Here is a 21,736-nt window from a genome sequence, read left to right on the forward strand (position 1 = left end):
AAAACGCATAAAAAAAATCCGATGACCTGTGATCATCGGATTTTGATCTTTTTGCCGAAAATATCAAGCTTTATTTGCTTAACTGATCGGCATTAGCCATAACCGCCCTTTTGCACTGGCCGGAACACGTAAACAGACCGATCAACTGCAAGCCAGTATGACGCAAATTCCAACGTCTGAAGAATGGCAAGCTATAGATTCTGGCGTATTAATCCGCTCCCCGATCTACACGGTCGCTTCTTCACTGGAAGACACCACGCTCAATACAAGGCCGAATGAACCTATATTGGGCTATGTGGCAATCCACATGACCAAAGACTTTGCCGCAGTTCGGCAATACGAAACCATTATCGCATCCATTGTTATTCTGCTCATTGGACTTTCTGTGGGTGGCTTTTTAGCACAACGAATGGCACGTGCCGTTACGCTGCCAATTATCCATCTGGCACACGCCGTTAATCGCATTAAAGAAGGCAAGCTCAATACTCGCGTCGATGGCCAGTCAACCGGCGAGTTAAACACCTTAATCAGCGGCGTTAACGATATGGCGAAATCCCTGTACGAAGCCAGAGAGGAAATGCAGCAGGCTATCGAACAGGCCACGTCAGATTTAAGCCAAACACTCGAAACGCTTGAAGTGCAAAATGTAGAACTGGATATGGCGCGAAAACAGGCGCTTGAAGCAAGCCGGGTTAAATCAGAGTTTTTGGCCAATATGAGCCACGAAATTCGAACCCCCATGAACGGTGTGATTGGTTTTACCAATTTGCTGTTGCGAAGCGATATGGATGATAAGCAACGCGAGTTTCTATTTACCATCCACAAGTCGGCCAACAATTTATTATCCATCATCGACGATATTCTCGATTTCTCAAAAATTGAAGCGGGAAAAATGGAACTCGATGAGTCGTCTCTGGATATTCGCGAATGCGTCGACGACGTGCTTAACCTGATTGCACCACTGGCACAGGAGAAACAGCTTGAAGTAGCAGCACTGGTCTATTCCGATGTGCCCGATACCATACTGGGCGATCAGGTTCGATTAAAACAAATTCTGACCAACCTGGTAAACAACGCGGTCAAGTTTACCGAAAAAGGCTCGGTAATCGTTCGAGTCATGATCGAAGACAGCGACGATCAAAAAATCAATTTGAAGTTTACCATCAGCGATACAGGCATCGGTATGTCGCAAGAGCAGCAGGACGTACTATTTCAGGCATTCAGTCAGGCCGATACCACCACCACCCGACGCTTTGGTGGAACAGGCCTTGGTCTGGTTATTTCGAAAAAGCTGGTGGAAAAAATGGGCGGCGACATTGGACTCGACAGTACCCTAAACGAAGGTTCGGACTTCTGGTTTAATATTCGCGTTAATCGTGATTACGAATTGTTGCTGGATCAAGATCAGCCCATCAACTTTCTTGAAGATAAACGCGTTTTCTTTTACGAACCTCTCGAATCCACCCGTTTATCGATCAAACATATGCTTGATCGTTGGAATATGCGTTCTCGTTCTGCCAGCGAAATGGGTGACTTTATTCGTCAGGTTGAACACGCAGCAAAAACCAATAAAACCATTCATTATCTGCTGTTCGATTGTTCACATTACAACGAGCATCAGGAACAGATTAAACACCTGCTTGATCTTGCCCACAACCAACTCGACTGTGCCGCTATTGCCACCATCGCCAGTCCTGATTCACAAAAGACCAAACAATTGATTAAAAGTGGCGCCAACGAATGCATCAGTCGACCAATTGCCCACCGACAACTAAAACACACATTGCTTGAACTGATGGATGACGAACAACGGGCAAAGCTCAGCGCCATGAATGCCATGGATCCTAACTCTCCGTTTGAAGAGCTCAGTATTCTTGCCGTAGATGATAATGACGCCAACTTGAAATTAATTTCGGTATTTCTTGAAGACTTCCACGTTAATGTAGTAACCGCCGTGAATGGGTTAGACGCAGTAGAAAAAGCCAGCATTAAACATTTCGATTTGATTTTTATGGATATTCAAATGCCTGAAATGGACGGTATCGAAGCCACCCGTAAAATACGTAAGTCGAAACTGAATCAACGCACACCCATTATTGCATTAACTGCCCATGCCATGTTGGGCGAAAAAGAAAAGCTACTTTCCGAAGGCATGAACGACTATTTGACCAAACCCATAAATCTGGATCAAATTGAAGAAACTCTGTTTAAGTGGACTCACAGCAAACAGCAGCCACCAACACTATTAACCAAAAGCAACGAACTGAATACGGAAACAGCAAAGCCAGAATATTCAAATGATGAACAAAATATTGACTGGCCGTTAAGTATAAAAATGGCTGGAGGCAAAGAAGAGCTGGCAAAAGATATGGTGAATATGTTTATCGAGCATATTCCAGAATCAAAACAGGACATAGAACAAAGTTATCAATCAAAAGATATCGAAAAGCTTGTCGCCAGTGTACATAAGTTTCATGGTGCCACCTGTTATGTAGGCGTCCCGCAGTTAAAACAACTGGCCAAGGATTATGAAACCGAACTTAAGAAAAATAAATTGAGTGATGACGCTAAAAAAATTCACCAGCAGTTAATCGCAGAAATGGAAGCCGTGGCAAATAATTCACAGGTTTAAACCAATGCGTCGAAACATCGGGTGTAAGTTTTTACTTTGATCTATGAAATCCAACAATTAATATAAAATCTCAGGGGAACTCTAATCCATAATTAAATAGCTTAGAAACAACCAGGGCTTAATCACCATAATGATTAAGCCCCAAGTCAACAAGATATATGCCAGATAAACTATAGCTAAAAAAGTGTTTAAAACTAGGAAGGTATACGGCGTATTTTAGCACCCATAAGTTGCAGTTTTTCTTCGATGCACTCATAACCACGATCAATATGATAAATGCGATCCACTATGGTATCGCCCTGAGCTACCAGACCGGCTAATACCAAACTTGCGGATGCCCGCAAATCAGTCGCCATTACCTGAGCGCCCTTTAACTCTTCAACCCCTTTAATAAACGCTGTATTGCCTTCAATTTTCATATCAGCACCCATGCGACTCATTTCCGGCACATGCATAAAACGGTTTTCAAAAATGGTTTCGGTAATGGTTCCGGCTCCTTCGGCAACCGAGTTCAGAGCCGTAAATTGCGCCTGCATGTCGGTTGGAAATCCAGGATAAGGCGCAGTTTTAATATTCACCGCTTTTGGTCGTCGCCCTTCCATATCCAGCTCAATCCAGTCTTCACCCGTGGTAATTTTAGCGCCGGCTTCTTCAAGCTTTGCCAATACCGAATCAAGAATTTTTGGATCAGTATCTTTTACTTTTACCTTACCGCGAGTTAACGCTGCAGCGATTAGATAAGTACCGGTTTCAATACGATCGGGCAATACTTTATAGTGAGTGCCGTGTAAACGTTCAACACCATCAATGATCAGCTTGTCGCTGCCTATACCGCTTATTTTTGCGCCCATGGAGTTAAGGCAGTTTGCCAAATCAACCACTTCTGGCTCTCGCGCTGCGTTTTCAATAACCGTCTGTCCTTCGGCCAGAGTTGCCGCCATTAAAATATTTTCGGTACCGGTTACACTGACCAAATCCATAAAGATATGCGCGCCTTTCAAACGACCATTGCTGCGCGCTTTTATATAACCGTCTTCAACACTAATTTCGGCACCCAGTGCTTCCAACCCTTTGATATGTAAATCCACCGGACGCGTCCCGATAGCACAACCACCCGGCAGGGATACATCGGCCTGACCGTATCGTGCCACCAATGGCCCCAATACTAAAATTGACGCACGCATGGTTTTTACAAGCTCATAAGGCGCTTCAAAACTGTTGATGGTGCTGGTGTCGATTTCTACATTGAGTTTTTCATCGATTGTCAGACTGCACCCCATACGCCCAATAAGCTCTATGGTGGTGGTGACATCGTGCAGATGAGGAACATTACCGACTGCGGTTTTGCCATCGGCTAACAATGTGGACATTAAGATCGGCAATGCGGCATTTTTTGCGCCCGATATTCTCAACTCGCCAGACAAAGGGGCACCGCCCGAAATTAATAATTTGTCCATTAAATGCTCCGATTTGCTTATTCTTAATCTATGACAGGGAGGAACCTTGAACTCGCAGTTCCTCTAAAATACGTATTTTACTGATAAAATCGATTTTTTGATACGGCAAGAAGTTAACCTAGCTGTAATTTGCTGGCTTTTTCCCACTCTTGTGGTGTGTAGGTTTCGATAGACAAGGCATGAATGGCACCACTTTTAATGTGATCATTAAGCACCTGATACACCATTTGCTGTTTTTTAACCGGTCGTAACCCGTCAAACGTTTCTGAAACCAGACGCACCTTGAAGTGACTGCCGTCGCCATCAGCGGCAACATCAGCACCATCAAAGGCTTGTTCTAAAATTTGCTTTATTTCTTCCGGGGCCATGATAAAAGGTCCTCCAAGCATCGAGTCAATTTTGAGGCGTAATTCTGACTGATGCAACAATGACTGTCCAGCCGAATTGCGGTGAAGACGGGTTACTTCAAGCGTCAGTTGTGCGAAAATAACGCGGTTTGACAAAAAATGTCACGATTTCAATGACTTTAATAAATCGTTATGACGTACAATGAATCTAATGACTGTAATAAATCTAAAAAACAGCTTGATTCCTGCCCACACAATCTCTTTAATGAGCGCCTTTGCGTTTTTAACGGTGACTTTTTAGCCTATGATGTATCAATATTTTGCCCTGGTAATTTCAGGTATTGCACTGCTCGTCTGGAGTGCAGACAGATTTACTGACGGTGCGGCTGCTTTTGCCCGTAACCTCGGGGTATCGCCGTTGATCGTCGGGTTAACCATTGTTGCCATTGGCTCATCTGCGCCAGAAATACTGATTTCACTTAACGCATCTTTATCCAACACACCCGGCATAGGCCTTGGTAATGCACTTGGCTCCAATATAACCAACATCGCGTTTGTGCTTGGTGTTTCAGCATTAATAAAACCACTGCATGTAGAATCAGGCACCATTAAACGTGAGTTTCCGGTACTCATGGGCATCACACTCTGGGCCGCTTATTTATTATCGGACGGTGATTTAACCGCCGGAGAGTCATGGCCGCTGCTGATTGCACTGGTGTTTTACGTTTTATGGCTCATACGTGTGGGCATGCAGACCCGCGTTCGTCAGGATCTGATGCTACAGGAGATCGTCGAAGAGCTGCCCGATACCATGCCCAACTCAAAAGCTATTATGTGGATCATCATTGGTATGGCCTTGTTGCAAGTGAGCTCGAAAATGCTGGTTTACGGCGCATCCAATATAGCGCTGCACTTTGGCATCAGCGATATCATTATTGGCTCTACAATAATTGCCATAGGCACCAGTTTGCCTGAATTAGCGGCGACAGTGGCTGGCGTACTGAAAGATGAAGATGAAATGGCGCTTGGTAATGTCATCGGCTCAAATATATTTAACCTGCTAGCAGTACTCAGCTTACCGGGCATATTAGTGGGTATTCAATTTGATGAAGACATGTTCAAAGTGATGATATTGAATGTCGCCCCTATGTTATTACTTACCGTTGCCATGGGTATTATGGGTTACGGCTTTCGCAAAAAGCATGGCTCGATAAACCGGATAGAAGGCTCACTGTTATTGCTGGTGTTTGTTGTCTGGTTAACCATGAGTGCGCTGCAGGAAATGGGCAAGCTGGATGCCTGGCAGTCAATCATCTAGCGTGTTGTATTTAAGCTTGGCTCCAACTGCTCAAAGTACGTTATAATCTTTTTCAAACCTATAACTGTCGGATTTCAAAGCTTTTTATGCCAGAAAAACAACGTTTTATCGAATTAGGCCGCTCCGTCATCAGTATTGAAAAACAAGCCATCGAAAACTTGCAGCAGGCTATTAACGGTGACTTTGCCGAGGCCTGCCAAATTCTATTGGCGTGTACCGGACGTGTGGTTGTCATTGGCATGGGCAAATCCGGCCATATCGGCAATAAGATTGCCGCCACACTTGCCAGTACCGGCACTCCGGCATTTTTTGTTCACCCGGGCGAAGCCAGCCACGGTGATCTCGGTATGATTACCCGGGGCGATGTTGTGTTAGCACTCTCCAACTCCGGTGAAACCGAAGAAATCACCGGCATATTACCGGTCATTAAGCGCAAACATGTGCCCCTTATCAGTATGACCGGCAAGCCAAACTCCACGCTTGCCAAACTGGCCGATGTAAATTTAGACACCAGTGTTGAAAAAGAAGCCTGCCCACTAAATCTTGCTCCTACCGCGTCAACCACCACGGCATTAGTCATGGGGGATGCCCTTGCGGTTGCTTTACTGGACGCCAGAGGTTTCAGCCCCGATGACTTTGCTCTATCTCATCCTGGTGGCAGCCTTGGTCGCAAATTACTGTTAAAAGTGGAAGACATTATGCATCAGGGTGATGCCGTACCATCGGTACAACAGGGCGTCTTATTAAAAGACGCATTACTTGAAATTACCGAAAAACGATTGGGCATGACCGCTATTGTCGATCAGGAAGGTAACTTACAGGGTATCTTTACCGATGGTGATTTACGCCGCTCCATTGAACGGCAGGTGGATTTTACCAACACCCTGATAGATGACGTGATGACCGCCAATTGCCAGACCATTTCACCCAATATGCTCGCCGTTGAAGCGGTACAGATTATGGAACATAAAGCCATTAACGCATTATTAGTAACCAACGATCATCAACAGGTTGTTGGTGCACTGAATATGCACGACTTATTAAAAGCCGGAGTGGTGTAATGGAGTTACCCAATCTGTCCGAATCGTTACTGCTAAAAGCTCGCCAGATCCAACTGCTGATAATGGATGTGGACGGTGTGTTGAGTGATGGCATGGTCTATTACACAAACAATGGCGACGAAATTAAAAACTTTAATATCAAAGATGGCCTTGGCATTAAACTGATGCATCAGGCTGGCATAAAGACTGCCATAATTACCGGGCGTCAGTCTGCCATCGTTGAAAGACGCGCCAAAGAGCTGGGTATATCCCATATTGTTCAGGGCGCCCCAGACAAACGAAACGCGTTTCAATCAATTTTAGCCGCTGAAAACCTTACCGCCGATCAAGTGGCGCATGTGGGTGATGATTTACCCGATTTACCACTGATGCAACTGGCCGGCCTTGGCATTGCGGTCAAAGACGCCAACTGGTTTGTTCGCCAGCATGCCGACTGGATCACCGATGAGTCGGGAGGCAAGGGTGCTGTACGTAACATCGCCGAGTTATTGCTGACCAGCCGTGAGCAATTAACCGATGTTTATCACAGTTACCTGAAATAGTAACTCGATTATGGCCTTTCGGATTATAAAAGTACGCCGAAAAATTCCTTATGTCTTTGCTGGCCTCGCTCTGGCTCTGGCAACCTGGAATTTTATGACCGGAGATGAAAAAATCCTTGAATCTGACCCGGTACCAGAACTGTCCGAAGAATACATCATGGATAATTTTTCGCTAACCCAGTTTGACCAACATGGCACACCTATCCACCGCATTACAGCTAGCAAAGCTCGCTCACACAAGGAACAGGTTATACTTTCCAAGCCAGACATAGAAACACGAGTCAATCAATCGCTCTGGCAAATAACGGCGGAACAGGCAGTTGCGGTTCAATCATTTAATCAATTAACCTTACAACAGCAGGTTAAACTCTCTGAACAATCCAGCGTGAACCAACAAAGGTTAAACCTGTCTACATCATCATTAACCTACTGGGCAACACAAAAGAAAATTACGTCCGATGCCAAGGTTACCATTCAGGATGGATTGTTTAAGTTGTCCGGCACAGGTTTTAGCGTCGATTTATTAAACGAAAATTATCAAATAGACAGTCAGGTAGAAGGCAGTAAACATTAATGAAATTGACCTTCATCGATCAACATTTTGTTTCGTCATTATTATTCAGCAAATGGATTTTAATCTTCATTATGGCATCGCCAACTTTGGCCACCGCGCAGCCCGCTCAATGCAACAATGAATCGCTGACTGCCGATAGCTCGAAAGGAATGCGCCAGCAAGGCATTATTCAGCACACAGGTAATGTAATTTTTTGCAATAAGACATTGCACCTGGCGGCCGATGAATTAGTCTTGAAGCAAACTCGTCAACAGCAAACTTACACGGCTAAGGGCGATCCTGTGGTAATTAATCAGCGCAACGATTCCTTTCACCTGACAGCAAAATCAGACATCAGCGAATACAAACCGCAACAGTCCAGTGTCGATTTTAGTGGGACGGTGAATATTAAGTTAATAAATACCGACAACAGCCAGACAGCCATTGAAGCAGATCAATTAATCTATCAATTCCAAAACACTGACACCGATGAATTAACGCCAGTTTATTTTCAGGCCAAAGGCACACCCGCCAAGTTTCAGTTCAGTCGACAAAATGATACAGAAGTGATCGCCAGTGCCGAATATATTGAGTATTCCTTTGAGCAACAGATCCTTACACTAACGGGTAACATTCGTTTCTCACAGGGTGAAAGCCTGATTAAGGCTGAAAAGTTAATCTACAATGTTACTAATCAGTCTTGGGAGGTTCCTCAGATGGACAATCAGCGACTGGAAATTATTAAGAAACCTGAATCATGACTCAACTCAAGGCACAACATTTAGCCAAAGCCTACAAAGGCAGAAAAGTCGTCAAAGATGTTTCTCTTGCCGTCAAGCAAGGACAAATTGTTGGACTGCTTGGACCTAACGGCGCTGGTAAAACCACCTCTTTTTACATGATTGTAGGGCTGGTGCCACAAGATCAGGGGAGCGTCACGATTGATGACAAAGACATTTCTGATCAGGCGATGCATCAACGGGCCAAAATGGGTATTGGTTATTTACCGCAGGAAGCTTCTATATTTCGTAAATTAAGCGTTACCGACAATATACTGGCGGTACTTGAGCTACGACCGGAGCTTGATGAAGCGCAACGAAATCAGGAACTTGAAAAGTTACTCGGTGAGTTTCAAATCGAACACATTCGACATAATTTGGGTATGAGTCTGTCAGGCGGTGAACGACGACGGGTTGAAATTGCCAGAGCTCTGGCCAATAACCCGGATTATATTTTACTCGACGAACCTTTTGCCGGAGTAGATCCTATTTCGGTCAACGAAATTAAACAGATTATTCAGCAACTTAAGCAGCGTGGGCTGGGCGTGTTAATAACCGATCACAATGTTCGCGAAACATTGTCGGTGTGTGAACATGCATATATAGTTAACGCAGGTGAGTTGATTGCTGAAGGCAGTGCCGAACAAGTTTTAAACAATCCTTTGGTAAAAGAAGTTTATCTGGGTAATGAATTTAACCTTTAATAACATGACTCGATAAGCGGATAAATCAGATTATTTATTTGCTACAACTTATTGAAAAAATTAGAGTAAGCCCAATTAATATTAGTAACGGACAGATTTGTGACAATTTTTTCACGCATTTGTGTCTAAATTGCTATTATTAAAGTAAGCCTGAGTTATTATCAGTCAGCCTGATGGGGCAAACAACCCATCGATAATTTGTTGATCATTGATCAGCCAAACTGAATAAACAAAAAAAGCGGCTATACCGACATTAAATGAAGCCTTCCTTACAGTTAAAAATTGGTCAAAGTCTGACCATGACTCCACAACTGCAACAAGCGATACGCTTGCTGCAGCTATCGAGCCTCGATCTGCAAAATGAAATTCAAGAAGCACTTGAATCCAATCCCATGTTGGAAGGCAACGAAGATCTTCCACAAGAAAGCAAAGAGTCTGATAGCAATGGAAAAGATACCGAATCTTCAGCGTCTGAAAAAGAAGCCTCCGAAATAGATACCTCCGATGCACTGAAAAACGAAACCATTGATAAAGATTTAGCCGTCGATACCCAATGGGAAGACTGGCAATACAGCCCCCCCTCTTCAATGGCACGTTCCGATGATGATCGTGAATTTGAATATCAGGGTGAAACCTCCTTATCGTTGCATGATCATTTGGCCTGGCAACTCGACTTCACTCAAATCTCAGAAAGAGACAAAACCATTGCCTTGGTTTTAATCGACGAAATTGATGATGAAGGCTATTTAAGAACACCCATCAGTGACATTGAAGTCATGCTGAATGAAGACGAACAGGAAGAGTTTGATGAACAAGTAGAAACCGATGAAATTGAAGCGGTCTTAAGCTTGATCCAGTCGTTTGATCCGGTGGGTGTTGGCGCACAAAATTTACAGGAATGTCTGCAATTACAGCTGAACCAGTTTTCGGAAGAGGTCCCGTTCTGGATTGAAGCCAAGGAATTGATCGATGATCATTTTGACGCTCTCGCCGCTCGTAATTACAAACAGATTATTCGGCAAACCAAGTGGCCGGAAGATTTTTTGAAAGAAGTGGTGACTTTTGTACAACGATTAAACCCAAGACCTGGCAGCAATGTATCGTCAAGCCATTCTGAATATGTAGTGCCAGATGTATTTGTCAGCAAAAAAAATGGCCGCTGGACGGTTGAGTTAAACCCTGATTGCGCACCCAAACTTAAAATCAATACCGGCTATGCATCGTTAATTAAGCGAGCCGATTCCAGTGCTGACAACACCTTTTTAAAAAATAACCTGCAAGAAGCCAAGTGGTTTATTAAAAGCTTACAAAGCCGCAATGAAACCTTATTAAAAGTTGCCACCAGTATTGTCGAAAAACAAATGGGCTTTTTTGAGTATGGTGAAGAAGCCATGAAGCCACTGGTATTATCAATGATTGCGGAAGAAGTAGAAATGCATGAGTCAACCGTTTCTCGTGTAACCACTCAAAAATACATGCATACCCCAAGAGGAATTTTTGAGCTGAAATACTTTTTCTCCAGCCATGTTAGTACCGCCGCTGGTGGTGAATGCTCTTCAACAGCGATAAGAGCCTTAATTAAAAAGCTGATTGCCGCAGAAAATAATGCGAAACCATTGAGTGACAATAAAATTGCAAACCTGTTAAAAGAACAAGGTATTAATGTGGCACGCCGTACCATTGCTAAATATCGGGAAGCCATGAATATACCACCTTCAAATGAACGTAAATCGCTTATTTGAGTCCAATTGGCTAAGTAGCTTGATAAAAGAATGCTTTGTCAAAATAAAATTAATTTAAACGTTTATTTTGATGCTGCAGTTATCCCCAAAGCATTGCTTTGGTAAGTTTTCTCCACAACAGAAGGAAGTCGACTATGCAAATTAACTTAACTGGTCACCACGTCGATATCACTGATTCTCTACGCAGTTATGTCAATGATAAATTTGAAAAGCTGGAAAGACACTTCGATCACATCAACAATGTTCACGTCATTTTAAGTGTTGAAAAGCTACGACAAATTGCAGAGGCCAAATTAAATGTTAATGGCGGAGAAATCTTTGCAAACTCAGAAAACGAAGACATGTACGCGGCGATTGACTCGTTAACCGATAAGCTTGATCGACAGGTCATTAAACACAAGGAAAAAATGATTCGTCATTAAGTCTTTATGAACATTTTAAGTTGTCTCGATCCATCGCGCACTCTCGCGAGTGCGCAAGCTTCCAGCAAAAAGCGTGCTTTTGAAATAATCAGCGAGCTATTTGCCAATTCTTGCCAGAGTGTTTCTGAGCAAGATGTGCTCGACAGTTTATTTGCCCGTGAACGCCTTGGAAGCACGGCCATGGGCGGTGGCATTGCCATCCCTCATGGACGCTGCAACTCCTGTCAGGGAGCAATATGTGCAGTGGTCATGCTTGAAACCGGTATTGACTATAACGCTACCGATAAACAACCGGTTGATATTTTATTCGCCGTTATGGTGCCTGAGCAGGCGCACGACGAGCATATCGAGTGTCTTTCAAGTATTGCCAACCTACTTAAACAGGAAAGCTTTTCCCGCCAAATTCGAAACGCTTATAACAATCAAGCACTGTATGATATAGTCAAAGCAGCGGTTGAAAAACAGTCAGCCAAAGCCTAACCTACTCGTATCCGTTAGGTGACTGTGTTTTAACGTAAATACTTATTATGCGACTGAGTCGCCCGGCTTTGATAATTGTTTTTTGATAAAAAGAATTCTGATAAGAGTGTTATGAAACGAGTTATTCTCAGTGGACGATCCGGATCCGGAAAAACCGTAGCGTTGCGAGCATTGGAAGATCAAGGCTTTTATTGCGTTGATAATATTCCTCTTTCTCTGATCCCTCAATTGGTAGACACTGTTGAAGTGCAACATCAAGATCTTGCTTTGGGTGTTGATGCCAGAAGCTTCCCTAAAGATTTAGAGAACTTCAGCGAAATTTTACAAAACATTCGCCAAACAGGAAAAGATTTTCAGGTCATCTATATTGATGCCGATGACGCCACCTTGCTAAAACGATTTAGCGAAACTCGCCGGCGCCATCCACTGACTCAAAATGGCTTTTCATTAAAAGAAGCCATTATGCAAGAACGCGATCTGTTAGAGCCTGTTGCACTCGCCTCTGACTTAATTATTGATACCACATCCATGACGCCCTACGCACTCCGTGACTTTGTGCGAGAGCGGGTATTGGCCCAACATAAAGCCACCATGGATGTGATGTTTGAATCCTTTGGTTATAAGAATGGTATCCCTACCGAAGCCGATTATGTTTTTGATGTTCGTTGCCTGCCCAATCCTTACTGGGATCCTGAACTAAAAGAATACAATGGCACTCAACAGCCGATTATTGATTTTTTAGAAAATCAGCCGCTAGTCCTGGAGCTATTCTGGCAATTAAAAGTTTTTCTTCATACCTGGTTACCAAGATTCGAACAGGACAATCGAAGTTATATGACCATTGCCATTGGTTGCACAGGCGGCCACCATCGCAGTGTTTACATGGCGGAAAAACTAACCGAATACTTTAAGCAGGAACGCCCCAATACTAAAGTAAGGCATCGCGATTTAAATCACTAAGTTTTCAATTTAATTTATCTATCTAACGTAGATTCAAAAAAGGAAATCTGGAATCGAATGATGAATACCTTAAGTGTTCTGATACTGACACGCTCAATGGCAGGCACCGAAATGCTCAGTGTTGTTCGCCAACGACTTGAAACACTAAACATTGATTGTCATACCTTAACCTTTAATCCGGAAGCCAGTGCTGACACTGTTTACCCGCATATTTCCGGTCGTATTAATCATATTGATAAAGGGGCTGGCGTTCTGGTTTTAATCGACAGTGATGCAACCCATCAAGCATTGTTTAAAAAGCTCAGCGATGAATTAAATGTTATCTGTGTTACCGGATTAAACGATGCCATGATAGCCGCCATTAAAGAATGCGATAAATTAACCCTGCCACAAGCCGCCGAACGGGTTATTCAGGCTGGTCTTGCCGCTATAAAAAAATACTGAGCTAAAAAAATAAAAATGCCGCATTAATCATGCTAACCACTCAATGCACCATCGTTAATGCCAAAGGTATGCACGCCAGAGCCGCAGCTGAAGTGGTGAAGCTTGCCGAATGTTATCAATCCAACATCACTATCAAATATCAGGGAAAACAGGTTTCTGCGGATAATCTGCTAAATCTGCTGACACTAGCCGCTAACTGCGGAAAAACAGTGGAAATCACCGCCGAGGGTGCCGATGAAAAACAGGCGATTGTGGCGCTCGAAAGCCTGTTTCATCAGGGCTTTTACGAATCCTAGACCTATTCATAAAATAGAAGCTAACGCCGAGAAACTACCTTTACATGTTTATCAGTTGTCCATTGCTGATACTGTTCAAAATAAACTCTACTCTAAAGTCGGCCAATAACTCCTAAATACTCTTTAGCTATTTTTACTTCGACTATATTGCTAGAAACGCTATAATCATCACACTGTAAGCTATTGCTTATTCTGGTTTTTTAATCAAATACTGCCGCCATTGGAGGATTAATGGTCGAATCATACGAACAAGAACAACCCATTGATCAACTGCAGCAACTGAATGATGCTCTCGACAGCGGTATGTTTGTTCATGTTCGTATGATGCTTAACGAAATGCCACCCTCCGATGTGGCGCACCTGCTAGAATCATCACCGCCCCGCGCCCGAAATCTGCTCTGGAAACTGGTCAATGTTGAGCGTGAAGGCGACATCTTAAACTACCTTAACGACGAAATTAGAAATCACTTTGTCGATCAAATGGCACCGGAACACCTGGCCCAGGCTCTGGAAGGTTTGGAAGTCGATGATCTGGCGGATATTCTTGGTGAACTTCCAGAAAGCGTCTATCTGGAAGTTATGGCATCCATGAGCGAGCAGGATCGCCATCGCGTTGAAGCCGCCCTGATATTCCCGGAAGACACCGCCGGCGGTTTGATGAATCTGGATACCATAACGGTTCGTCCAAAGGTCACCGTTGATGTGGTTTCCCGCTATTTAAGAATGAAAGGCCTGCCCGATACCACCGACAGTATTTATGTTGTGGACACACACGACCGACTGTTGGGTGCTGTCAGCCTCGCCTCTTTAATCACCAGCCGGCAAGAAGTTTTGGTGGAAGAGTTATTAAACGATAATGTGGAAACCATTCTCGCTACCATGCCGGCGAATGAAGTTGCGCAAATATTCGAACGTCGTGATTTATTATCGGCTCCTGTAGTGGATGAAGAAGGCCGCCTGCTAGGTCGCATCACCATTGATGACGTGGTGGATGTTATACGTGAAGAAGCCGAACACTCATTAATGAGTATGGCCGGTCTAGATGAAGCCGATGACACCTTTGCGCCTGTCTGGTCTTCAGCCAGACGACGGGCCATCTGGCTGGGTATCAACCTGCTGACAGTATTAGTGGCAGCTCAGGTCATTGGTATTTTTGAAAGTACTATTCAGGTTGTAACGGCTCTGGCAATCTTGCAGCCCATAGTGCCCAGCATGGGCGGTGTTGCCGGTACACAAACTCTAACGCTGGTGATACGGGGTATTTCACTGGGGCATGTAGTGGCAGGCAACAGTCGCTGGTTGATTATGAAAGAGCTGGGTGTGAGTGTTATTAACGGTATTTTATGGGCAGTGGCAGTGGGCACACTAACTTATTTCTGGTTTCAGGATTTGCCTCAGGCACCTATGCTGGCTATCTCCATTGGTGGTGCCATGGTGGTTAACCTGATCGTCGGTGTTTTCGCTGGTGCCACTTTACCCATGATCTTAAGAAAATTTAATATGGATCCGGCCCTGTCGGGCGGCGTCATACTCACCACCATTACCGATGTGGTGGGCTTTTTCACCCTGCTTGGTTTCGCTACTCTGTTTTTTGTTTAGCTGTAGAACACTAACTGCCAGCAACGGTCATACCGTCAATTAATACCGAGCCAGATAACACCGAAGAACGGTGATCAAGATCATTACCGACGCAACGAATGTTGTTAAACATGTCTTTTAAATTACCTGCAATGGTCACTTCGTGAACCGGAAACTTTATTTCGCCCTGCTCAACCCAGAACCCAGCAGCACCACGAGAATAGTCGCCGGTGACCATATTGACCCCCTGCCCCATCACCTCGGTGACCACAAGGCCAGAGCCCATTTCCGCTAACAACTGTTTAAAATTCAAATCATTATGACTGATAAATACATTGTGCAGTCCACCAGCATTAGCAGTGGTTTTTAACCCGAGTTTTCGAGCAGAGTAACTGCCCAGCACATAACTTTGCAGCACTCCCTGATCAATAATATCGCGATCAAAGGTGGCAACACCTTCATTATCAAAACAACTGGACGCAAGCCCTCCCACCAGGCGAGGCCGCTCATCAATTCGAATAAACTCCGGGAAAATACGCTGACCAATGGAATCCGGTAAAAAGGTAGCATTACGGTACAAAGCACTGCCCCGTATAGCACTTAAGAAATGCCCAAATAAGCCTCGTGCAATTTCCGGCACCATTAACACAGGCACTTTAACAGTTTTAATGGAGCGGGCACCCAGATGCTCAATTACTCGCTGCGCGGCTTTTTTACCCACCTGCTCTGGCGTTTCCAGCTGCTCTATTTTCCGTCCCAGAGTGTACCAGTATTCACGCTGCATCCCTTGAACTGTATTACCAATCAGTACATTGCTCATGCTATAGCGAGTGCTGCTCGATTCGCCCATAAAACCATGACTGTTGGCATAAACACGCGCGTTTCTGTGTCCAGAAATACCGGCACCATCAGACTGGCTGATGCGTTTATCAAAACTCAATCCTGCCGACTCACAGCGAAGCGACAGGCCTATCATATCTTGCACCGATAAATCACTCGGATGATCCAGATCCAGATCGGTAATATCGGAGGCCATTAATTCGGCATCCGCCAATCCGGAGTATGGATCGGGCGAGGTAAACTTTGCGATATTACATGCTTTCTCAACCGCTTCTTCAATGGCTTTATCACGGGTGTCGGTGGTGGTTGCCATACCTTTTCGCTGGCCATAAAAAACACTGATGCCAAAACTGCTGTCCTGATTAAACTCAACCGTTTCGACGCTACCACCTCTCACCTGTACGCTGAGCCCGTTATCCTGACTGACCCCGACTTCGGCTGCGCTGGCACCTTTCTCTTTAGCCAAGGTTAAAATTTTGTCACAAACCTGTTGTAAAACAGTGATCTTTTCAGCCATATCAATGGCGTCTAACGACGCAGCAGTTTGATCGGTCACAGAAACTCCCAGGAAAATAATGAAATTTTGCCAATGCCCAACTAAACTTAGTGTGAATGCACCGACAATAAAAGCTAACAATAATTTATGAATAATATCATGCTCTTACTGTTGCCACTAACCCAATCCTTATTAAGTCATGATTCAGAGGCAATGCGATGAAAGCGCCCCTATCCCTGCTGGCGCTGCTTACAGCCGTCTCTACGCCACCTGGCAGCACAGCGGCCAGCGACCAAAGCCTCGATCAATTGCTCAATGATGACTTTCCGGTAGTACTCAGTGCCACTCGACTGAAACAACCCAAAAGTGAAACACCGGCAGCCGTTACGGTGATCGATCAGCAAACCATCGAGCAGTTAGGGGCCCGCTCCATTGCCGAAGTATTACGACTGGTACCAGGCCTTTATGTGGGCTACGAGCGAGGTCACTCACCAGAAATGGGATATCATGCCCTGGCAAGCGAAAACAGCCGTCACCTGCAAGTATTGGTGGATGGCCGCTCAATTTATCAGCCTGCGCTGGCTCGAATTTTATGGGAAGATCTGCCGCTGTCGATTGAAAAAATTTCTCGAATTGAAGTCATACGGGGCCCAAATACTGCCATGTATGGCGCCAACAGTTATCTGGCCGTTATTAATATCATCACGTTTCATCCGGAAGATCAGCTGGGCGGCCAGGCCTCAATTACCGAGGGTAACCACGGCATAAGTGATGCGAGCATTAAATACGCCAGCCAATTGGGTGACTTTGCTTACGATGTAACCCTTAGTCGGCATCAAGATGATGGCTTTGAAACATCATCCACAGGCGGCGAGCGATACGATGCCCACGACGGCGTCTTTATCGCTTCCGACCTTATCTGGCACCACTCCGATAACGATTATTTACGAATTCAACTGGGTGCGTCCGATAATGAGCGGCAACTGGATGATATCGATCCGGGTGAGTTGACGGACTTTCACCCGCAAACCACCAAAAACAGTTTTATACACCTCACCTATAACAACCATATCGACTCACAAAATGAACTGAAATTGCAGGCGTCCTCCAGCCACACAAAACTGTCTGAGAACTGGGTCACATGTATGCCTGCACTGTTTCTATCCACCGAGCTGTACGACCTGTTTTCACTCAGCCCGGAATACACCGACGGTGTTTTTCTACCCAACTTACCTGCACCGCCACCAGACAGTAATGACGCCGACATTAACGCACAGGCCATGTTAGCTTATCAACGGCTGTTTCAGAATGGTGCCGATACGGTTTGTGGTACCGCGAATCAAAACATGACCGAGCGACGGATAGACACAGAAGCTCAGTGGATTGCCCGCGTTTCACCAAATACTCGAATCGTTACCGGCCTTAATTATCGTCATGACGAAGCCGAGTCTGAAAGCTATTTTAATGGCCTGTCAGAAAAAGATATCTGGCGTCTGTTTTCCAATATAGAGCTTAAGCCTGCAGAAAAATGGCGAGTTAATCTTGGTGCCATGTACGAAAATGACAGCATGATCGGCAACACACTGACACCTCGACTTGCGGTTAACTGGTTGTTTAATTCGACACAAAGTTTTCGCTTTATTTTTAGCCGAGCCAACCGCAGCCCGGACTTATTTGAGCAGGACAGCCAACGGAGCTACACACTGCGTGATATTCAAAACTTAAGTGGACAACCTGTATCGATAAACGGTGCAGGCTTTAATGCGCTCTATTACCAGCACAGTGATAGCCCTGGTGAGCTTAACTACGAAGACATTCGAACCTGGGAAGCAGGTTGGTATTACCATAGCTTTGATCAAAGTATTGAGCTGGACATCCGCTTGTTCCACGAAACACTGTATAACCTGCTTGAAGGCAAAACGATGGTACAACAATTTGATCTGGAAAACTCGGGGCAGGTTTCAATGAAAGGAGTAGAAGCACAATTTAGCTGGCATATTGCCCCTAATACACGACTCTCTTTAGGCAACAGCTATGTCGATCGATACAACAGCAGCAATCCTTTTTACAACCGTAGCGGAGCCAAAAGTAGCTGGTCGATAAATGGCTTCCATCAATTTGATAACCAGATTAAATGGAGCAATAGCTTCTACTACTATGACGATTATTTTGCCGTCGACTTTAAGCGTTTTGATTCCTCAGTTGCCTATACCTTTGACTTCAATGCTGTGTTACTGACGACTCGATTGACCTATCAACACAGATTTGATGATAATCATTTGCTGGATTTAAGGAGTGTTTACACAAATCCTGATAAAATATACGCCACTGTTTCACTTAACTGGTAACTGGCCATTTGAATCATGACTCAAAACGAACAAGATCTGCCGCTTGAGCTAACCGATGACGAGCAAGACGACACACTAAAAAGTAAATCACAAATAAAAGACGAGCTGCGGGATATCACCAGGTTTGGTATGGAGTTAGCTGAATTCAGTATGGCTAACCTTAAAAAACTACCCTTAAATGAGAAGATACTGGAAGCCTTTTCCGATCTTGATCGTATGAAGGGCAACGAAGCCAAAAAGCGACACTTTAAACGTATTGGCAAACTGCTGCGCGAAATTGATCTGGAGCCGGTAAAGCTTGCCTATACCCGATATAAGGCCGGTCAGCCACTGGTCGACACCAATCAAAATCCGTCTTTTGCAGAACAGTGGTACACAAAACTTATTGAACAACAGCAGGATCCGGAAACCTTTGTTCAACAATACGATTATTGTGATCGTCAACAATTACGACAATTAATACGCAATGCGTTAAAAGCGCCAGCTAAACATAAAGAAAAATTGATTCAATATCTGGAGACGTTTGAGTAATTGAAACTCGTCTTTGCACAGCTTTATAAAAAGGGGAAGTATGTTAAAAAAAATATTCATTGTATTGTTTTCTTTAATCTGTATTGTCAGCTGTGGCGAAGAGCAATCCTCCGATCAACAAATCACAGAACAACAATCCCCTTCAGACAACAAAGCAAGCCAGTCGACCAGTCAAAAATTTCATGCCCCCCGAAGCTGGGACAATATTAAACGCTCCGGCTATATCAGAGCTTTAAAGTTAGCCTGGGAAGACGAAAACCATTTACCTCGTTCTGGTTCCACCAGTTTATTTCACCGTCAGTTATTAACAGACTTTGCCGAGTTTCATCAACTTAATGTTCAATGGGTTATGGTGGACAGCATCAAACAAATGTTTGATGCTCTGGATAAATTCGAAGCCGATATAATCCCCCGTCATTTGACGGTTACTGAGCAACGTGATCAACGTGTTGCCTTTACCGATAAACTGGCACAAGACACCGAAGTCGTTATCGGTAGAGCTGAGGCAAAACCTTTAACAAAAGACGAAATTGTCACGGTACATCTGCCCGAAGGTACTTCCTATGTGGATTCGATCAAACAACTTTCAGCCAACTGGAATATTCACTATTTAAAAAAATCCCTAAGTGCTGATGACCTGGCGGATAGGATTGCACAAAAAGCCATCGATTTCTCTGTGCTTGATCAATCTGCGGTGGATACATTACTCGACTATCGCGACGATATTCGCATCGTTAAAACATTACCGGAACAAAGAACACAAGCCTGGGCACTGCATAAACATAACCGGGAGTTTCTACAAAAACTGAATGATTTTATATCGGCCCACCACGTTGAACAATCAACTCAAGTTGTTCGCACGCATGATCTAAACGTAATTAAGAGTAAGCCGCTGACATTGCGTATGATCACACGCAATAGCCCGGAAACTTATTTTTTATGGCGCGGAGAATTAATGGGTTTCGAATACGACTTGATGAAAGAGTTTACCAGGCAACACAATATAAAACTCGATGTCATTGTTGCCGACGAATACCAGGAAATGCTTGATTTACTCAGCAGTGGGCGAGGAGATGTTATTGCAGCAGCCGTATCACGAACCGAGCAGCGACAACAGAAGCACAACTTCAGTATTCGATACAATCGTGTATCCGAAAAAATAGTGGCTCACGCCAGTTCAAACATAAAGACACTCGACGATTTGAATGGGAAAACTATTAGTGTCCGCCAATCCAGTGCGTTCTGGCACACAGCTCAGGAGTTAGCAAAAAGTCATGGCGCAAAAGTAATGGCCGCGGATGAGTCATTATCAACCGAACTTCTGATCGGGCAAGTGGCCGATCAATCAATTGAGCTGACCATCGCTGACAGTAATCTTATCGATATTGAGCAAAGTTTTCGCGACGATATTATTGCGCCCATTACGCTTAATGAAAACATACCCTATGCTTACATGGTGCGCGACAATAATCCAAAATTACTGGCCGCATTAAATGCGTTTATTCGAAAAGAATATCGACAAACCTTTTACAATGTCGTTAAGAATAAATATTTTGCCAATCAGCAACGCAAACAAAAACACCGGGAGCAACGCATTACCGAGGGTTCAAACCTGTCGCCTTATGATCCTGTTGTGCAAAAACATGCAAGACGTTTTCAGTTCGATTGGCGCCTAATCACCTCACAAATGTATCAGGAAAGTCGATTCAATCCAAAGGCAAAGTCACATGCCGGTGCGCAAGGATTAATGCAGGTGTTACCGCGTACGGCCAAAGAGTTAGGTTACAGCAATTTAACCGACCCCAAAGAATCCATCGCTGCAGGTGTCGAGTACTTGAACTGGACTCGGGATCGATTTTCAAGTGACTTGCCTGTGGAAGAAAGACTCTACTTTGCACTGGCAGCCTACAATGCTGGTTACGGCCATGTAAAAGATGCTCAAAAACTGGCAAAAAAAATGAATCTGGATCCCAATGTGTGGTTCAACAATGTGGAACGAGCCATGTTGTTATTGCAAAAGCCAAAATATTATAAAAAAACCCGCTTTGGTTATTGCCGCGGCAGTGAACCGGTTAATTATGTGAGAGACATTCATCAACGCTATTTGAGTTACGTGACCATTGCACGATAAAAATATCGTTGAATCTAATTTAGAAGCTCTCTCAAAAATGCTGCACTTGATGATACAGCGTTAAGTATGAACCAA

The 21,736-nt window shown here is 44.3% G+C and carries 20 protein-coding genes; 17 read left to right on the plus strand and 3 right to left on the minus strand.

The features are described from left to right. Nucleotides 1-91 precede the first annotated feature (91 nt). Entirely contained in the window at nucleotides 92-2,632 is a 2,541-nt protein-coding gene (locus C8D97_RS13535; RefSeq protein WP_280951690.1) for a response regulator, read from the plus strand. 194 nt (nucleotides 2,633-2,826) lie between these two features. Here the strand turns inward: C8D97_RS13535 and murA are convergent, their stop codons facing one another. Both murA and C8D97_RS13545 read right to left on the minus strand, forming a co-directional pair. After that, nucleotides 2,827-4,089, minus strand: coding sequence for a UDP-N-acetylglucosamine 1-carboxyvinyltransferase (gene murA, locus C8D97_RS13540; RefSeq protein WP_109764333.1), 1,263 nt, complete (start codon nucleotides 4,087-4,089; stop codon nucleotides 2,827-2,829). 113 nt (nucleotides 4,090-4,202) lie between these two features. Continuing rightward, nucleotides 4,203-4,592, minus strand: a complete 390-nt coding sequence (locus tag C8D97_RS13545; RefSeq protein ID WP_245411455.1) for a BolA family protein — start codon at nucleotides 4,590-4,592, stop codon at nucleotides 4,203-4,205. Between the two features lie 148 nt (nucleotides 4,593-4,740). Here C8D97_RS13545 and C8D97_RS13550 point away from each other — a divergent pair, with 148 nt between their 5' ends. The 13 genes from C8D97_RS13550 (at nucleotide 4,741) to mgtE (ending at nucleotide 15,336) form a co-directional block, all read left to right on the plus strand. Continuing rightward, complete coding sequence (locus C8D97_RS13550) at nucleotides 4,741-5,754, plus strand: calcium/sodium antiporter (protein ID WP_245411456.1); 1,014 nt, start codon at nucleotides 4,741-4,743, stop codon at nucleotides 5,752-5,754. An 86-nt stretch (nucleotides 5,755-5,840) separates the two neighbouring features. Next, complete coding sequence (locus C8D97_RS13555; RefSeq protein WP_109764335.1) at nucleotides 5,841-6,815, plus strand: KpsF/GutQ family sugar-phosphate isomerase; 975 nt, start codon at nucleotides 5,841-5,843, stop codon at nucleotides 6,813-6,815. Continuing rightward, complete coding sequence (gene kdsC / locus C8D97_RS13560) at nucleotides 6,815-7,357, plus strand: 3-deoxy-manno-octulosonate-8-phosphatase KdsC (protein ID WP_109764336.1); 543 nt, start codon at nucleotides 6,815-6,817, stop codon at nucleotides 7,355-7,357. Before C8D97_RS13555 ends, kdsC begins: the two co-directional genes overlap by 1 nt. 10 nt (nucleotides 7,358-7,367) lie before the next feature. After that, entirely contained in the window at nucleotides 7,368-7,931 is a 564-nt protein-coding gene (gene lptC, locus C8D97_RS13565; RefSeq protein WP_109764337.1) for an LPS export ABC transporter periplasmic protein LptC, read from the plus strand. Continuing rightward, the gene (locus tag C8D97_RS13570; RefSeq protein ID WP_109764338.1) at nucleotides 7,931-8,671 is read left to right on the plus strand and encodes an LptA/OstA family protein; all 741 of its coding nucleotides are present in this window, start codon (nucleotides 7,931-7,933) and stop codon (nucleotides 8,669-8,671) included. The genes lptC and C8D97_RS13570 overlap by 1 nt, the downstream gene beginning before the upstream one ends. Next, entirely contained in the window at nucleotides 8,668-9,393 is a 726-nt protein-coding gene (gene lptB / locus C8D97_RS13575; protein WP_109764339.1) for an LPS export ABC transporter ATP-binding protein, read from the plus strand. Before C8D97_RS13570 ends, lptB begins: the two co-directional genes overlap by 4 nt. A gap of 257 nt (nucleotides 9,394-9,650) precedes the next feature. After that, on the plus strand, nucleotides 9,651-11,135 hold the full coding sequence (locus tag C8D97_RS13580; protein ID WP_109764340.1) for an RNA polymerase factor sigma-54: 1,485 nt from the start codon (nucleotides 9,651-9,653) through the stop codon (nucleotides 11,133-11,135). 134 nt (nucleotides 11,136-11,269) lie between these two features. After that, nucleotides 11,270-11,557: a ribosome hibernation promoting factor gene (gene hpf, locus C8D97_RS13585; protein WP_109764341.1), complete on the plus strand. Its 288-nt coding sequence runs from the start codon at nucleotides 11,270-11,272 to the stop codon at nucleotides 11,555-11,557. A 6-nt stretch (nucleotides 11,558-11,563) separates the two neighbouring features. Beyond that, complete coding sequence (locus tag C8D97_RS13590; protein ID WP_109764342.1) at nucleotides 11,564-12,037, plus strand: PTS sugar transporter subunit IIA; 474 nt, start codon at nucleotides 11,564-11,566, stop codon at nucleotides 12,035-12,037. A 111-nt stretch (nucleotides 12,038-12,148) separates the two neighbouring features. Further along, the gene (gene rapZ, locus C8D97_RS13595) at nucleotides 12,149-12,997 is read left to right on the plus strand and encodes an RNase adapter RapZ (RefSeq protein WP_109764343.1); all 849 of its coding nucleotides are present in this window, start codon (nucleotides 12,149-12,151) and stop codon (nucleotides 12,995-12,997) included. A 57-nt stretch (nucleotides 12,998-13,054) separates the two neighbouring features. Beyond that, on the plus strand, nucleotides 13,055-13,441 hold the full coding sequence (locus C8D97_RS13600) for a PTS sugar transporter subunit IIA (RefSeq protein ID WP_146196153.1): 387 nt from the start codon (nucleotides 13,055-13,057) through the stop codon (nucleotides 13,439-13,441). A gap of 29 nt (nucleotides 13,442-13,470) precedes the next feature. Then, nucleotides 13,471-13,737: an HPr family phosphocarrier protein gene (locus C8D97_RS13605; protein ID WP_109764345.1), complete on the plus strand. Its 267-nt coding sequence runs from the start codon at nucleotides 13,471-13,473 to the stop codon at nucleotides 13,735-13,737. 231 nt (nucleotides 13,738-13,968) lie between these two features. Then, nucleotides 13,969-15,336 carry a magnesium transporter gene (mgtE, locus tag C8D97_RS13610; RefSeq protein ID WP_109764346.1) on the plus strand — a complete coding sequence of 456 codons (1,368 nt, stop codon included), beginning with the start codon at nucleotides 13,969-13,971 and terminating at the stop codon, nucleotides 15,334-15,336. A 10-nt stretch (nucleotides 15,337-15,346) separates the two neighbouring features. Here mgtE and pmbA read toward each other — a convergent pair whose 3' ends face one another. Then, a complete protein-coding gene (pmbA, locus tag C8D97_RS13615) occupies nucleotides 15,347-16,711 on the minus strand; it encodes a metalloprotease PmbA (protein WP_245411457.1) in 1,365 nt (454 codons plus the stop codon). A 158-nt stretch (nucleotides 16,712-16,869) separates the two neighbouring features. Between pmbA and C8D97_RS13620 the strand changes: the two genes are divergently transcribed. Genes C8D97_RS13620 through C8D97_RS13630 form a run of 3 tightly spaced genes read left to right on the plus strand, consistent with a single transcriptional unit; the run spans nucleotide 16,870 to nucleotide 21,661 of the window. After that, entirely contained in the window at nucleotides 16,870-18,999 is a 2,130-nt protein-coding gene (locus tag C8D97_RS13620) for a TonB-dependent receptor plug domain-containing protein (protein ID WP_109764347.1), read from the plus strand. 15 nt (nucleotides 19,000-19,014) lie between these two features. Continuing rightward, nucleotides 19,015-19,530, plus strand: a complete 516-nt coding sequence (gene yjgA / locus C8D97_RS13625) for a ribosome biogenesis factor YjgA (RefSeq protein ID WP_109764348.1) — start codon at nucleotides 19,015-19,017, stop codon at nucleotides 19,528-19,530. A 40-nt stretch (nucleotides 19,531-19,570) separates the two neighbouring features. Continuing rightward, a complete protein-coding gene (locus tag C8D97_RS13630) occupies nucleotides 19,571-21,661 on the plus strand; it encodes a transporter substrate-binding domain-containing protein (protein ID WP_109764349.1) in 2,091 nt (696 codons plus the stop codon). The last annotated feature ends 75 nt before the right edge of the window (nucleotides 21,662-21,736 follow it).

The organism is Pleionea mediterranea, assembly GCF_003148745.1.
GTDB classification, from domain to species: Bacteria; Pseudomonadota; Gammaproteobacteria; order Enterobacterales; family Kangiellaceae; genus Pleionea; species Pleionea mediterranea.

Excerpts from the sequence above, each read along its gene's own strand:
- murA (WP_109764333.1), bottom strand. The coding sequence starts at position 4,089 with ATGGACAAATTATTAATTTCGGGCGGTGCCCCTTTGTCTGGCGAGTTG.
- C8D97_RS13550 (WP_245411456.1), top strand. The coding sequence starts at position 4,741 with ATGATGTATCAATATTTTGCCCTGGTAATTTCAGGTATTGCACTGCTC.
- C8D97_RS13555 (WP_109764335.1), top strand. The coding sequence starts at position 5,841 with ATGCCAGAAAAACAACGTTTTATCGAATTAGGCCGCTCCGTCATCAGT.
- kdsC (WP_109764336.1), top strand. The coding sequence starts at position 6,815 with ATGGAGTTACCCAATCTGTCCGAATCGTTACTGCTAAAAGCTCGCCAG.
- lptC (WP_109764337.1), top strand. The coding sequence starts at position 7,368 with ATGGCCTTTCGGATTATAAAAGTACGCCGAAAAATTCCTTATGTCTTT.
- C8D97_RS13570 (WP_109764338.1), top strand. The coding sequence starts at position 7,931 with ATGAAATTGACCTTCATCGATCAACATTTTGTTTCGTCATTATTATTC.
- lptB (WP_109764339.1), top strand. The coding sequence starts at position 8,668 with ATGACTCAACTCAAGGCACAACATTTAGCCAAAGCCTACAAAGGCAGA.
- C8D97_RS13580 (WP_109764340.1), top strand. The coding sequence starts at position 9,651 with ATGAAGCCTTCCTTACAGTTAAAAATTGGTCAAAGTCTGACCATGACT.
- hpf (WP_109764341.1), top strand. The coding sequence starts at position 11,270 with ATGCAAATTAACTTAACTGGTCACCACGTCGATATCACTGATTCTCTA.
- C8D97_RS13590 (WP_109764342.1), top strand. The coding sequence starts at position 11,564 with ATGAACATTTTAAGTTGTCTCGATCCATCGCGCACTCTCGCGAGTGCG.
- rapZ (WP_109764343.1), top strand. The coding sequence starts at position 12,149 with ATGAAACGAGTTATTCTCAGTGGACGATCCGGATCCGGAAAAACCGTA.
- C8D97_RS13600 (WP_146196153.1), top strand. The coding sequence starts at position 13,055 with ATGATGAATACCTTAAGTGTTCTGATACTGACACGCTCAATGGCAGGC.
- C8D97_RS13605 (WP_109764345.1), top strand. The coding sequence starts at position 13,471 with ATGCTAACCACTCAATGCACCATCGTTAATGCCAAAGGTATGCACGCC.
- mgtE (WP_109764346.1), top strand. The coding sequence starts at position 13,969 with ATGGTCGAATCATACGAACAAGAACAACCCATTGATCAACTGCAGCAA.
- C8D97_RS13620 (WP_109764347.1), top strand. The coding sequence starts at position 16,870 with ATGAAAGCGCCCCTATCCCTGCTGGCGCTGCTTACAGCCGTCTCTACG.
- yjgA (WP_109764348.1), top strand. The coding sequence starts at position 19,015 with ATGACTCAAAACGAACAAGATCTGCCGCTTGAGCTAACCGATGACGAG.
- C8D97_RS13630 (WP_109764349.1), top strand. The coding sequence starts at position 19,571 with ATGTTAAAAAAAATATTCATTGTATTGTTTTCTTTAATCTGTATTGTC.